General features: G+C 50.9%; 9 protein-coding genes and 1 pseudogene. 5 read left to right on the top strand and 5 right to left on the bottom strand.

Annotated elements, in window-relative coordinates; translation table 11 throughout:
* Positions 1-20 precede the first annotated feature (20 nt).
* Both KP708_RS10050 and KP708_RS10045 read left to right on the top strand, forming a co-directional pair.
* Positions 21-1,094, top strand: coding sequence for an L-dopachrome tautomerase-related protein (locus tag KP708_RS10050; RefSeq protein WP_215751189.1), 1,074 nt, complete (start codon positions 21-23; stop codon positions 1,092-1,094).
* 328 nt (positions 1,095-1,422) lie between these two features.
* Positions 1,423-2,388: a DMT family transporter gene (locus KP708_RS10045; protein ID WP_252347543.1), complete on the top strand. Its 966-nt coding sequence runs from the start codon at positions 1,423-1,425 to the stop codon at positions 2,386-2,388.
* An 838-nt stretch (positions 2,389-3,226) separates the two neighbouring features.
* Here the strand turns inward: KP708_RS10045 and KP708_RS10040 are convergent.
* The 4 genes from KP708_RS10040 to KP708_RS10025 all read right to left on the bottom strand — a co-directional run bounded on the left by KP708_RS10040 (position 3,227) and on the right by KP708_RS10025 (position 7,735).
* Positions 3,227-4,594, bottom strand: a complete 1,368-nt coding sequence (locus KP708_RS10040; protein WP_215751122.1) for a cytochrome c — start codon at positions 4,592-4,594, stop codon at positions 3,227-3,229.
* Positions 4,587-6,224: a GMC family oxidoreductase gene (locus tag KP708_RS10035; RefSeq protein WP_215751121.1), complete on the bottom strand. Its 1,638-nt coding sequence runs from the start codon at positions 6,222-6,224 to the stop codon at positions 4,587-4,589. Before KP708_RS10035 ends, KP708_RS10040 begins: the two co-directional genes overlap by 8 nt.
* A 19-nt stretch (positions 6,225-6,243) precedes the next feature.
* On the bottom strand, positions 6,244-6,861 hold the full coding sequence (locus KP708_RS10030; protein ID WP_371822784.1) for a sorbitol dehydrogenase family protein: 618 nt from the start codon (positions 6,859-6,861) through the stop codon (positions 6,244-6,246).
* Between the two features lie 643 nt (positions 6,862-7,504).
* Complete coding sequence (locus tag KP708_RS10025; RefSeq protein WP_215751186.1) at positions 7,505-7,735, bottom strand: alpha-galactosidase; 231 nt, start codon at positions 7,733-7,735, stop codon at positions 7,505-7,507.
* Between the two features lie 349 nt (positions 7,736-8,084).
* On the opposite strand from KP708_RS10025, the gene KP708_RS10020 reads away from it, so the two are divergent.
* Positions 8,085-8,975, top strand: a complete 891-nt coding sequence (locus KP708_RS10020; RefSeq protein ID WP_215751120.1) for a LysR family transcriptional regulator — start codon at positions 8,085-8,087, stop codon at positions 8,973-8,975.
* A gap of 144 nt (positions 8,976-9,119) precedes the next feature.
* Here the strand turns inward: KP708_RS10020 and mgrA are convergent, their stop codons facing one another.
* Positions 9,120-10,142 carry an L-glyceraldehyde 3-phosphate reductase gene (gene mgrA, locus KP708_RS10015; protein WP_215751119.1) on the bottom strand — a complete coding sequence of 341 codons (1,023 nt, stop codon included), beginning with the start codon at positions 10,140-10,142 and terminating at the stop codon, positions 9,120-9,122.
* Between the two features lie 1,522 nt (positions 10,143-11,664).
* Here mgrA and KP708_RS15770 point away from each other — a divergent pair.
* Positions 11,665-12,114 (top strand): ATP-binding cassette domain-containing protein, encoded by a 450-nt coding sequence (locus tag KP708_RS15770; protein WP_252348094.1) that lies wholly within the window; start codon positions 11,665-11,667, stop codon positions 12,112-12,114.
* An 806-nt stretch (positions 12,115-12,920) separates the two neighbouring features.
* Positions 12,921-14,276, top strand: a pseudogene (locus tag KP708_RS10005) (hypothetical protein); the annotation flags it as partial.

Below are 14,276 nucleotides of genomic sequence, written 5' to 3'. Positions count from 1 at the left end.
TCGCGGCTGGTTTTTTCTCGATGGCTGCCGGTGGTCCGGCTCTCGCCAAAGATAGTGTAGATAAGGGCTCCATCAGTTCAGGCAATGTCCAGGTTGTTGCCCGCTTTCCTCATGTTCAGCCATCCGGCATTGCATTTCTTCCCGATAACCGGATGGTCGTAAGCTTTCCGCGGAGTGCTCATGAGCACGCAGGGGCGCGGCTTGGGGTGTATGCCAAGGGAAAGATTATTCCGTTTCCTGATGCGGCATCGCAGGAGCAGTTTGTCTCGCCGCTTGGCATGATTGTCGATGCACAAGGCAAGCTCTGGGTTCTGGACGAAGGTATGGTCGAAGGGCAGGGCACCGTTGCCGGTGCTCAGAAGCTCTTTGAAGTCGATCCTGTGACAAATCGGATCGTCAAGGTATACCCGGTTACGGCGCCTGCGCTCTTGCCGGACAGCCACCTGAATGACGTCCGGATTGACCTGACACACGGTACTGCTGGTACGGCCTTTATCACCGACACCTCAACAGGGGTTCATCCAGGTCTTGTTGTCATTGATCTTGCGACCGGAAAGCAGCGGCGTATTCTCGCTGATGCCAAGGTTGTCTCAGCCGAACCTGGCTTCATCGGCATGATTGATGGTGTGGTAGGGCGTTATGATCCGGATCATGCAGTCATTCCGCAGGGCGGAGTAGATGGAATTGATCTAAGCGCTGACCAGAAAACGCTTTACTGGCAGTCTCTGAGCAGCCGCAAGCTATACTCTGCCCCTACCGCACTCCTATCGGATTCAAAGACGGCAGAGGCGCAGATTGAAGCCGCTGTGACATATGAAGGAGAGACCACAATGGGAGACGGGATGGCAACCGGCCCGGATGGCTCTTTGTACATCTCGGATGTAGAGCGGCACGGCATTCTTCGGCGCACGGTCGATGGTCAAGTTATGATGGTTGCGCGTGATGCCCGCCTTATAGAGCCGGACGGCCTCGCATATCATGACGGTTCAGTGTATAGTGTAATTGGACAATGGGCACGACTTCCTGTGTTTCATGATGGTAAAAGTCTTGAAGAGATGCCATTTATTATCGTTAAAATTCCACTGAATAAATAATTATATTCGGGATCAATTATTTTTATTATTTTATTGATCCCGGATTTAATTTTAATTTATATAATTATACTTAATAAATTAATTATATTTTATAATCACAATAACTTCATGCTTGTTATAAATCATTTATATCGTGTTATATTTAATGCGCGCTGTAAAAATTCATAATATCGCAGAAAATAGGTTTGAATTTCTGTAATTACTCTTCTAAGAAGCCTACCGAAATTACAGGTGGATAGATCAGCTCTGTACATTTGCGTTTTCTTCGGGCGCACTTGAGTAATTTTCAGCACGGCCCTCTCTTTTTTCAATCGAATCCCAGAGTCTTATGGACACCAAAACCCTCTTCTCCGGAATGGCCTTGGCCTTCGGAGCGTATGCTGCGTTTGCCGTTAGTGATGCCTTTTCCAAACTGCTGGACGGAAGTCTGAACCCGTTTGAGGTTGCGTTTTTTGGAGGTGTTTTTGGTTTTCTTATTCTTCCTTTCATTCGTAAACCCCAGGAATCCTATCTAGACATTGTGCGGCCTCAGCTTCGTGGAATGTGGCTGCTGAGGGCTTTCTGTGTCTTCGTGGCGACAGCGGCCAGCGTTAAAGCCTTTATGCTTCTTTCGATGCCAGAAGCTCTGTCGATTACGTTTCTGATGCCGCTTTTTGTAACCATTCTATCGGTTCTTCTTCTCAAGGAGAAAGTGACATTCTGGGCATGGCTGGCTGTTGGGCTCGGTTTTGCGGGGGTTCTCATAGTTCTGAGGCCTGGAATGCGTCCGCTCAATCTAGGGCATCTCTGTGCGCTTCTAGCCGCTTGTGCGAATGCAGGAAGTGTCATTGCCTATCGCATAGCTAGTAAGGAAACAGTGAGGCTGTCGCTGTTTGGGTCCAGTCTCATGGGGCCGCTGGTTGGAAACGGCATCCTGATGATTGCCCATGCCACTTGGCCTTCTCATGTCGAGACTTGGATTTACCTGTTTGGGTATGGCTTTCTGACTGCATTGGGGCAGTTGTGCATGATGCTTGCAACCGCTCGGGCACCCGCGAACCGCGTTGCGTTGCCGCAGTATAGTCAGATGGCGTGGGGAGTTGCGCTGAGCTATCTTGTCTTTCGTCAACCTCTCGACCGCTGGACTTTCGTTGGTATCGCCGTCCTGACGGCTTCCGGCATGTTGAACTGGATCCGTCAGCGGATACGTTACGAGAAAATGGCAATGAAAGAGCGCCTTGAACGCCGTAAGGCTCGAAAAATTGCCAAGGACTCTCTGAAAGCAACCAGGAAAACCGCTCTCCCTACTGCGTAATGAGGCAGGGCAGAGTGGAAGATTGAGCTAGTTCCGAAAGGAACCGGGCTTTTCCGCTATTTTCCTGTCGAAAGCTGGGGAAGGCATCCACTAAAAGGATGCTTCCCCTAGGTGAAAAGAGAGCCTAGAAGTTTTAGGTCAGCTTTATGCTCAAATAAGGTGATCAGATTGCCAGTCTCGGCCTCTAGGGGCCTGTTTCCCTCGCGCGAAATTGCGGTAAACCGAAACGTTCATGAAAGAGTAAGCGATATAGCTTACGCTTAACAGTTGCTTTTAGGGATGTCTCCCAGAGACAGAATATTCGGCTTGTTCAGAAACGTTTTTTCGCCGCACATTATCACTAGATAAGTGACCACAGTACCGCGTTCCCCGTTTGCGATGGTGAGCCCAAGGTGCCGGCTAAAGTTGCGCTCACGACTGTCGGCAAGCCAGAAGATGTCTCCAGAGACCGTTAATCCGGAGCAGGCAAGGCGCTCCAGTGGGCTGCTACATTACCCATGAATACCTCGTCGCATGCGACAATGAGGTATAAGTTATGGCGCATCATTTACTGCTAGTTCTTGCTTTGGCGCTCGAACAGATGGCGACTGTCATACAATGAAGAAGCCTGAGATTTGCCCATCTCTTCCGTAGGAAAGCGCGAAAAAAATATTTCCCAAGAATGACGAGACTTGGATGTTTTTCTTCGGGAAAGCATTTTTTCTGTAAATTAAGAGATGAAAATACCAAGGAAATGGACGTTAATTCCCATAGAGTGGTCAGTACCAAGCTCAGAATAGTAGAAGCGTCAGAAGGGAAAAATGCTCCCTTCTGACGCTTCCACTCCACCTAACAAACGTTATGGCGTGCTGTTACCCGTCGTGGTTTTGACCATGACATGGGAAACTGCGGTTTCAAGATGATCTGTTCTGGTCTTGGCGACCTGTTCTGCTGTGACATGATGATCACCGCTGCCAAACGTCGCGGTTACGTAGTTGACCAGTCGAGCGATTTCTTCGTCGCTCAGGCGCTGAACGTCAGAATTGTAACCAAATCCTGGCATGCTGGCATGGCCGCCTGCAGGCGTTTTCCTGTCCACACCGTAGACGATGGCCATAATGAGGTTGTCAACACGCTCGGAACCGACGACTGAATTAGCATACAGTGACGGGGCATACTGATCTGCCGTGCCTGCACCGTCTTGCCCGTGGCAGGCGGCACAATTGCCGGTGTAGATTTCTGCGCCAGACTTTTCGTGCAGATTGTCAATACGGGTGAGTTCGCCAGAGCGAAGGTCCGGATTGTAAGCCGCTTTGCCCAGACTGTCGCGGGCCTGATGATCCTTGTCATCATCATGAGGCTGGATCTGCTTGATGAAGGCCGCAAGCGCGTGCAGATCCTCATCCGTCAGATGGCTGGTACTATGCTCGACGGCTTCAGCCATGGGGCCTGCAGCCTGGCTGCGGTTCTTGGCACGGCCGGTTTTGAGATAGGCTACGAGGTCATCCTCGCTCCAGTCTCCGATCCCTCCTGTCGCACTAGGCGTGATGTTTGGTGCATACCAGCCGGCAAGCGGTGCACCACCCAGATACTGGCTCTGCTTTTCGATCAGCATCATGTTACGCGGTGTGTGACAGGTTCCACAGTGTTCAAGAGCAGTTGCGAGATAGTGGCCGCGACGTAGCTTGTCATACTGGGAGGAATCCCCGGTCTCCTGCTTCTCTCTGCCAGCAAGCAGATTCCAGGCCATCATCGACATGCGGATGTTGCCAGGAAAACTGAGATGCGTCTCGATGGGCTTCTCTGCAACAGGGCGAACGCCATGCATGAACCACGTATAGAGCGCATGCACGTCCTGGTCCGTCATGCCCGCATAGGAGACGTACGGCATGACCGGGTAAAGGTAAGCACCGTCTTTGCGGACACCGTGACGGAGCGCCTTTTCGAAATCAGCTTCCGTATAGGCGCCGATCCCGTGTTCCGCATCAGGTGTGATGTTGGTGGAAATAACGTCACCCTGCGGGGTCGCAATTTTCAGGCCCCCGGCAAACGGCTTGCCGCCTGGGCGGGTGTGACAGGCAATACAGTCTGCTGCAGTCGCCAGATACGCACCACGGGACATAACGTCCTGTCCCACGTCAGTTGCACGGGCAGTAGAATATCCCATTCCACCCAGAACGGCGCCACTGATCAGAAAAGACGCAAAAACTTTCTTGAAATCAGGCATGAAGCAGTTCTTTTTTCAGCGTATCAGCAACACGGAGCGCAAGGGCTGCGACGGTGAGGGTGATGTTCCCGGTTCCAACCGTGGAAAACACGGACGAACTTGCGATGAACAGGTTGTCATGGTCATGCGTTCGGCAATGGCCATCCACCACGGAGTTCTTCGGGTCCGTTCCCATAATGGTGCTCCCGGAGGGGTGATCCTGCGGGAAGTAGCCCGGTGTCCATTCCTCATCGGTCCCATGCATCAGGCCGATAAGCTGCTTGAAGACGCCTCGCGTGTGCTCACAACTGCGAACTGTGTATTCCGGAAGCTTATAATAGACTTCCGGATGCGGGATCCCCAGCGCGTCCTTGTTCGTCTTGCTCAATGTCAGACGGTTGTCCGGATCGGGCAGGGCCTCATTGTGGCTGAAGAGACGGACGGTGTGCGACGCCAGATAGCGGATCTGCTCTTCCAGATCCTTGCCGACATATCCCTTTGAAATTGCAAGCTGTGTTGCGAAATCCACCTGGTTGTCATCCACCATGTGGACGAGATATGCGCCATGCTCACCGCGCCAGTCGCCATCGCGGAAATTGTCGATGACATTGGTTTCCAGAGGTCCGCGCCCAGGCCAAAGAGATTTGTCGCCGCTGATGAACGTCACCTGAACGCCGGTATGATCCATCATGTTGCGGCCAACCTGATCGGAGCTGTTGGCAACCCCGGTCGGGCTTTTCTCATCGGCGGAGACCAGAAGCAGCTTGGCTGTTTCGATGCAGTGTGCCGCAATGACGAAGTACTTGCCGGTCACGCGGTGCGATCCCTTGTCCGGATCGTAATAGTGAACAGCCGTGACCTTCTTGTTCGCTTCGTCGCGCTCAATCTTGTACACGACGGCATTGGTTACGAACTTCGCGCCGGCGGCTTCCGCGTGGTAGACGGAATAGCTGCCATTATACATGGCACCGATTGGGCAGATCGGCATGCAGTTGTTATGGCCTTCACAGGTCGGGCGCCCATCATACGGGCGCGTATTGCGAGCCTGAGGTTCATGGACAACGCGCCACGGTGTCTGTTCTGAAATGAGCTGGCGGAACTGCTGCGCCGCATACGAGAGCGGTAGTGCATCCATCGGGTAGGGTTGCGCACGCGGAGAGCCTAGATCTTCGACTTTCGGATCAGGGCCACACACGCCCATCATGACCTCAGCCTGATAGTAGAATGGCTCTAGATCCTCGTACTTGACGGCCCAGTCACGACCTTGATCGTAGCGGGTCTTGAGCTCGAAGTCAGACGGCAGGTAACGCCATGCACAACCGGCCCAATGCCACGTCGTGCCGCCCATCATTCGCAGATAAACCTGCTGATAGGCTTCGGCGTTTGGCCCGGTCGTGTGCAGGTATTTGTTGGGCGTTATCTGGTTGGGCGGGTGAGGGGCCCACGGGGTGGATGGAAAAGGCCCCTGATAGGACGGCTTGTTTTCCAGATTGCGGAAATTCTCGACGAAATGCTGACGATCCACACGGGGGCCAGCTTCGAGTACGACAACAGAAATTCCGGCGCGCACCAACTCATTGGCAATAGAGCTGCCCGCGACACCGGAGCCGACGATGACGACATCGGCGGAGAGGTTCTGGTCAGAAGACATGAATGAGGCTTTTCCGGCTTTAGGTGGGTTCTACGACGAAGGGGGATGCGGAAAGCGCAGGCTGTCCCGTCGGACGCTCCACCTCTGGGGGCTGGGTGGTCCAGTAAAACGGACCGCCCGCCGCATAGGTTTTGGGATAAATGGCATCTTTGGTGACATCAAACATCAGGGCCGTGCGATAGACAACGACCTTTCCGTCAGCAACGCCACGATACCAGCCGATCATGATGTCATGAATGACATCCTTGAAAGCCAGATCAGCCTGTTCTGCGGCCTTTGCGAGTTCCGCAGAAGTGCCCGGGTTATTGGCCTTCATGATGTTGTATAGCTTGGAAAGCTGGGCTTTGCGTTCTGGAACGGAGTGGATAATTCCATTGTAGAGTGCCGCACCAACCTGTGGATCAAGATGCTGACGATCCGTCATGCGGCAGGATATATCCATGAATTGTGCAATATTCGGATCAGTCGTAACGCCTGCTGCCTCAGAACTCCCCCCACCAATTCCGTAAGCGAGCATGGCCCCAAATCCAGAAAGCAGAACGTCCCGACGCATCAGTCTCAAGGACTGGCTCGTTCTGATCGCATTAGGCGAGGCATTGAGATGGCCAGGAAACGAGCCATTTCCATTTCGTGTCACAAAAACCTACTCCACAAAAACCATTATCCAATCGTGTGGAAGGGCCGGGAAATATCTTGCGCTGAAACTACGCAAAACAGATTGATGCAGGGTCAGGGCATGCCAACAGAATCTATCGCATCACAGACAGCAGAAACGCTTTCATTCAGAAAGGATGAAGATTCCATCAGAATTGATGCGAGTAGAGAAGGTATGCCCTGATAGTCTGACGCCAATATATATTCCTGTGCCCTTCCGGAAACGAACATCCACCTACCGGAAACTGAAATTTATAAAAACCCTAAAGATCTTATCGTCAAATATCGTATATGATTAGGTCCTTATATTTATATACAGATATAAGTCTCACTTATTAATTTGATTTTGGGGCCTGCTGTTTTTCGTCACGAACATTCTGAGAGGGAGGGCTGTTTCGTAGCTTAGTTTGCGAAACCAAGTGCTGGATGCCGATTTGGGCGTGTTTGAAGGAGAAACGTTCTACTGTGGAGCCATGCTGCGAGAGACACGCTCCGCATCGAAATTAGCCATTCATGCCGTGAACCGGTCGGCATTCCAGAACCAGTACCCGCGCAGGATAAAGTCTAGAGAGTGTTCGTTCCATATCTTGCAAAACAGCAGCGCTGACAGTGATTCCTTTTTCAAATCAAGCGGGGCTCACCGTAGAAAGATGGACCATTTCAGACTCGAACCACTGACCGAGTTGCATGCCAAGGCCATGAGCATGGTCGGCCAGGGCGTTTAGTCCGTTCGGGGAAATATTGAGGGGTGACATTCCAACTTCCGAGACTGCGTAAGTTATCAGGCTGTCGAACCAGCCCTCATGCAACACAAAATTCTCGATGCCCAGATTCTCTGCTGTGTTAATTCGTCGCAGAAGATGTGCCTTCTCGCGAGTTCAGAAGGGCAGGACACGCTGTCGGGCATGATGCTGGAATGCACGGGCATATAAGCGGCATGAAAATAAGCTTCTTTAACTCTCAACAAGAACTGTCTGCGTCGCTGCATGGCCCGGATTGTGCCATTGAGAGTAGCTTTTACAAGCTGTGTCCCTGAGGGGCCGTTTGTCGCTGTTTGCTCGCCAGAATGGACGATTTCAGCACTAAAACTTCTGTCCACTCGTAGTCTGGATTCATGCCTTATAAGGCATTCCTGAGCGGTTTTCTCGCATTGTGCTCTGTGATGGGACGCTATAAAGCGAACCATGTTATTAGAAAGTCTAATCAATGGCGCATGAGAATTTCAATGATCTTGCAGCCTTTGCGGCTGTTGCACAGGAACGGAGCTTTACACGAGCGGCAGCAAAAATGGGGGTTTCTCAATCAGCTCTCAGTCAGACCATTCGTGCTCTTGAAGAGCGGCTTGGCTTGCGCTTGCTGACACGAACAACCCGGAGTGTCGCTCCGACCGAGGCTGGTGAGCGTCTTTTCCAGACACTGGCGCCGAGATTGAGCGAAATAGAAGCCCAGCTAACAGCTCTGACTGCCTTGCGTGATAAGCCGGCCGGTACAGTGCGGATCACAGCCGGGGAGCATCCAGCACTTTCTATTCTTCAGCCGGCCTTGAAACGTTTTCTCTCTGATCATCCAGATATCAATGTTGAATTGATTGTAGACTATGGCCTGACCGATATCGTGGCGCAAGGATATGATGCTGGTGTCCGGATGGGAGAGCAGGTCGCCAAAGACATGATTGCGGTTCGGATCGGGCCTGATATGCGCATGGCGGTTGTTGCATCGCCGGGATATTTCAAGCGGCATCCTTTGCCGCAAACGCCTCAGGATCTGATGGACCATAATTGCATTAATGTTCGCTTGCCGACTTATGGGGGCATTTTTCCCTGGGATCTGGAAAAAGATGGGCAGGAAATACATGTTCGCGTTGAAGGGCAGCTTGTTTTCAACAATCTAGCTCTGCGAATCAAGTCTGCGCTTGATGGGTTAGGGGTTGCCTATCTCCCTGAAGATGCAGTGCTGGCGTATATCAAGTTTGGTCGATTGGTAAGGGTTCTAGAGGACTGGTGTCCAACCTTCCCAGGCTACCACTTGTACTATCCAAGTCGAAAGAATTCGTCCGTATTGCCTCTCGTCGTCGATAAATTACGCTACAAAGTATAGGTAATTTACAGAAGAAACTTCACGTAGTTGGTGGGAGTATTCTGAGGTTGGACTTTATATATGCTTTTGATTTTTGAAAAATATCGAGACCCAGCCTAATTTTGTAGGCTGGGTAAAATATTTCTTGGGTAATTTATGAGCATTTCATTCTGAAAGATTTCGCCACAGATCAATATGCCCTTCACGTGCATATTGATCGATCAACTGGAGTTCCTCGTCACTAAATGACGGGTTCTGAAGAGCATCAAGTGAATCGTCGAGCTGTTGGATGTTTCGTGCGCCAATGAGCGCGGACGTGACGCGGGGATCTCGCAGGATCCAGGCGATAGCCATCTGCGCGAGGGATTGACCGCGCCGTCGTGCAATATCATTCAGGGCGCGCACGTGTGCGATGTTCTCATCCGAAAGCATTGTCCGTTTAAAAGAATTTTCTGCTGCCGCCCGCGAATTTTCTGGCGTCCCGTTGAGATACTTGTTCGTCAGAAGACCTTGGGCGAGTGGAGAGAAAGCGATACAGCCGACGCCGAGGGTTTCAAGCGTATCGAGCAGTTCTATCTCGACCCAGCGATTGAGCATTGAATAAGAAGGTTGATGGATGAGCAGTGGTACACCTTCAGACTTCAGAATGGCAGCAGACTGCTTTGTCCGTTCAGGACCATAGGACGAAATACCGACATAGAGTGCTTTTCCTTGTCGGTGCATCTGCACCAAGGCACCCATCGTCTCCTCGAGCGGCACATCTGGTGTTGGCCGATGGGAGTAGAAAATATCGACGTACTCAAGCCCCATCCTTTGAAGGCTTTGGTCAAGAGAGGCGAGTAGATATTTGCGTGAGCCGCCGTTGCCATAGGGGCCGGGCCACATGTCCCATCCAGCTTTCGAAGAAATAATCATTTCATCGCGGTGAGCTGCAAAATCCTTTTTCAGAATCGTGCCAAAATTTTCTTCTGCGGACCCGTAAGGAGGGCCGTAGTTGTTGGCTAGATCGAAATGTGTGACGCCGCAATCAAACGCGCGCCTGATGACGGCCCGACCTGTTTCAAACACATCAACGCCGCCGAAATTATGCCACAGACCAAGGGAGATAGGTGGCAGATCAAGGCCGGAGTGACCACAACGGCGGAAGGTCGCTGTTTCATAACGGGATGGATCGGGGGTCCAGGTCATGGAAAAGTCCTTGTTGTGCGTGCTTCGTAAAGCAACATGTAGGTTTCAGCTGAGCCGGGAGGGCGGGCACGGTTTAGGGACGGAAAGACATGCCGAGTGAACAGCTCACCTTCACTCTGATGGGGATATCCAGACTGAATGAAAGCTTTCATTTCGTAGTCCTGATAGACACGTAATTTGGTCGGGATCTGATCGGGAGTGACAACATTTTGCGCCCATTCAAGCGGATCGGGCTCCATCAGAAAAACGTCTGTCGCAGCGTCGGAGCCATTCTGCTGACAAATGCACTCATGCCTAATCCAAGACTATATCCAGAAGGCAGGAGGAGGTGGTCAAACCCTTATCTCTCAGCACTAAGCACGATATTGCACGTGTGGTCCCCGGATGACTGAAGGGTGACATCTGGAAAGCCAAGAAATTCGTAGTCATTCTCACAGAGGACTGAAAGCCAGCGCACTTCGCAGGAAGGTGTCAGATCTGTAGCAGCCAGCATCGAACGAGGTCCTATATAGCTAACTATGTAAGTTGTATAAATTTAACACTTTTACATATTGGTGTATACCAAATTTTACGATCCTAATGACGGAAAATGTTGGCTAACGCGCTTCATTTTTGTTGGTACCGTTTTGATGGCCCAGAATATATTCGTAATCTGCCTCTTATGTCCGAAATGCGTACTGTTGCACTTGTCGCTCCAAAGGCAGCTTCTGTCGCAAGGCAGGAGAAAGCTTGCGGGCAAGACGCCTCCAAGACCCATCATATGCCAATGTTTATTCTATGCTCGCGACGTTGAAGCGGAGACAGCCACCGTAGCGTCATCACACCATATGCATCCTGACGTTCTATTACCTTTGCTTAAGATGACCGCTGTATTCTCTGCGAAAAATGATTCCGTGCAGCGATCGCTGATGCTTATAAATTTTCATTTTTAATTCAGAATGAAAATATTGGTTCATGCTGCCTGTTTTGCTTTTCAAACTGGCGTTTGCATCCACGGGACCTGCGCCATCTCGGGGCGATCCTGAGGTGCCTTGCGACAAAGGTTTACGAACCTTCTTGTGGAACGCGATCCTGACATAATCGACATTCCCGATTTCGTAGTTGATATGGGACCTGGATCAGGGGAAGCAGGTGGAGAAATTCTATTTTCCGGGCCCCGTACAAAATTACAAAAGACTCAAACGCCCACTGGGGAATACTTTTGAGCAGAACGTAGTCTACATCCTGTCGCACGCCTCACGGTGATCCTATCCAGGTCCCTAATGCTCATCTCAATAACCTTCAGGGCATTGACGTCGATATTCCCCGTAAGGTTCTCACTGCCCTGACGGGGTTGTCGGCTCCGGCAGAAGCTCTCTTATCAAGAAAACTCTAGAGGTCATGCCTTCCGCGACGGCTATCAACCAGAGCCTCTTACGTGGGAGCACGACATCTATGGTCGCGACTTACAGGGGGGGGGGCACGGAGCACATCCGAGATCTGTTTGCGCGATCTAATGGTTTATCCGGTAGCTGGTTTACCAATGCGTCAAAGGGAGCTTGTCTCGTCTGCAGGGGGCGGTGTCATTGTGACGGAACTCGCTTTTCTTGAAAGTACGGCGATGACCTGTGAAGTTTGTAATGGTACTGTATTTAATGAAATAGCACTTGGCTATTACTTCGATAATCGCAATATTTCCGAGCTTATGGCGATGCCGGTAGATCAGGTTGCATCGTTTTTCACGGACCCGGATGCCGGAAAGATGCTTGAGTGTCTACGGCACGTTGGTCTGAGATATCTCACAATCGGACGCTCCACTTCAATCCTTTCAGGGGGCGAAAGACAGCGCGTGAAGCTCGCGTCCGTGCTTGATGAGGATGTCGATATACTTATCCTTGCTGAACCGACAACGGGTTTGCACGGCATCCCGGTTATTGACTGTGATCAACGGACTTGTAGAACGCGGGATAACAGTTTTGGTGGTCGAGCATAATCTGGATGCAATGCTCGCGGCAGACTGGATCATCGACCTTGGAGCGAATGCTGGATCGAGGGAAGGTCATGTATGCTGGTCAGGCATCCACGATTGTTAATGTTACAGATACTCTTACGGGAGAGGAACTTCGACGTTACGTCAAAGTGGATGTCACCAAACGCCGCGCAGTCTGATTTTATGCGTGAAACGCGAGGACTCTCGTTGTTGTTCGTGATGGGAATGGCAGGCGCAACAGGGGGGGCATCAGTAGGAGCAGTTCAAAATATCAGCAGGGTTTAAGGCTCAAAATGATCAAAGGCGGTCGTTAACCATGCTGAAGGGAAGGGTAAGGTATAAAACCCTCAAGCCCCATCATGACCTCAAAAAAGTGCCGTTTCGGACTATATTTCAAGAATGAGTTAAATCAAGAATCATCAAATGCGAGTCCGAATCCATAATATGATCCTGCTTGTAAGAGAAAAATCTTCTGTTTGATCCATCTATATTTCTCAGGTTCGAATTGAAAGCATCTCTAGGGATGAGAATGAGGAAACAGAAAAACATGTGATTATTTCCCAAGTTTTTTGATCTGCTTATTTCTTCAGATCGGTTCCATCATCCATTCGTAAATAAAACATTAAAGTTCCCTGAGATATTCCCACGAAAAAAGCTTGAGCTCATGTTTCTCCGGTGTTTACATTTTTCTCTCACCGCTGCTGTCCCTCATAAAAATGACCGGCAATTGCAGTGAGACAGTTCACTTGGCCAGAGCGTGAACACTTTCACATTACGCTTGATGGCTGATGATTGAGGATGCACACGCAATGGCGACTTATAGAGTTACTTCTGGGCAAGTGGTCTCAAATGCTCTCGTTTATGGGGATGTAGAAATTGTCTCATCCGGCGGAGCCACACAGGATCAAAGCAACAGTGGGCAACGTTACGTTGGCTTCGGTGGCATTGTCCGCAACGGTGTCGTTGGCAGCGCAGGACAGGATTATATCTCTAGTGGTGGCTCTTCCTATCAAGGGGTGATTCAAAGCGGGGGTATCAGGCACGTCTACGTTGGCGGCACAGCCGATAACCCGTTTATCGCCGGTGGTGGAACTGTTGACGCTCAGAGTGGTTCGACAGTACTGGCAGCCTATGCTTTCAGCAGTGGTGTGCTGAGCGCAACTTCTGGTGCTGTCATTAGCGGGGCGGAGATCACCACTGGTGCGTCCATTATTGCGGATTCCGCAACTGTTCTGAAGGGCACTATTACAAACGCAGCCACTATTTCAGGCGGCGTACTTTCCGGATCTGGCACAACGGAAATCACGTCTTCCGGTGCAGTTCTTGCTAACCAGACAATCGGCAGTGGTGCATCTGCAACTCTTCTCGCCAATGCAGGAGCAGGAAGAAATCTGGTCATCAGCGGTGGAACGCTGGATTTATACACAAACAATACGTCAAACACGACTATCGTTGGTACTGGTGGTAACTTTATTCTGGAGTCTGGTGTAACATTTACTGCCACTAGCGGAAATTACGCCACCAGCGGAAACACAATTACCGTTAATTCGGGCGCTGTTCTGTCCGCTTCGCGTATTCCTTCCGGTGGTACGATAAACGTTCAGGGCGGTGTTGTATCGAGCACGGTCGTCGATGGTGGAACAATGAATGTTTACACAGCGACCGGTGGAACAAATAATACAACATTTACGTCAAATGGTGGCGTTGTTAATCTGGAATCCGGTTTTAAAGATAATAGAACCTGGACTGTTTCCAATAACGTTACCTTCAATGTTTTGAATGGCGCAGCGATCTCTACACCTACAATTAAGAGTGGAGGTACTGTATCTGTTGTTTCCGGGGGTACAATTTCAGGGCAGGCTGTTGTCTCTTCTGGTGGTACACTGGTCGTCAACGGCACTGTTGGCAGCAATAGCATCCTGCTTTCTGGTGATGGTGCGAACCTGGTTATCAGTGGCACGACCATGCCGACGAATACCATTTCGGGCTGGTCGCCCACAGACACGATTGAGCTGGCGTCCATCCCGCAGGCCAGCGTCACCAGTGTCAGCACAACGGCGAGTGGCATCACGTTCTACACCACCGGTGGCACGTATTCGCTGAACGTGCCGAACGCCAGCACGTATGGCTATACCCTGTCGTCTGACAGCAATGGCGGTCTGGTC

The sequence above is a fragment of the Gluconobacter sp. P5H9_a genome (genome assembly GCF_018812085.1).
In the GTDB taxonomy this organism is placed as follows: Bacteria; Pseudomonadota; Alphaproteobacteria; order Acetobacterales; family Acetobacteraceae; genus Gluconobacter.
This window is presented reverse-complemented; position numbering and strand designations above follow the sequence as displayed.

Coding starts and splice junctions, on each gene's coding strand:
- KP708_RS10050 (WP_215751189.1), top strand. CDS start 21: ATGGCTGCCGGTGGTCCGGCTCTCGCCAAAGATAGTGTAGATAAGGGC.
- KP708_RS10045 (WP_252347543.1), top strand. CDS start 1,423: ATGGACACCAAAACCCTCTTCTCCGGAATGGCCTTGGCCTTCGGAGCG.
- KP708_RS10040 (WP_215751122.1), bottom strand. CDS start 4,594: ATGCCTGATTTCAAGAAAGTTTTTGCGTCTTTTCTGATCAGTGGCGCC.
- KP708_RS10035 (WP_215751121.1), bottom strand. CDS start 6,224: ATGTCTTCTGACCAGAACCTCTCCGCCGATGTCGTCATCGTCGGCTCC.
- KP708_RS10020 (WP_215751120.1), top strand. CDS start 8,085: ATGGCGCATGAGAATTTCAATGATCTTGCAGCCTTTGCGGCTGTTGCA.
- mgrA (WP_215751119.1), bottom strand. CDS start 10,142: ATGACCTGGACCCCCGATCCATCCCGTTATGAAACAGCGACCTTCCGC.
- KP708_RS15770 (WP_252348094.1), top strand. CDS start 11,665: ATGCGTCAAAGGGAGCTTGTCTCGTCTGCAGGGGGCGGTGTCATTGTG.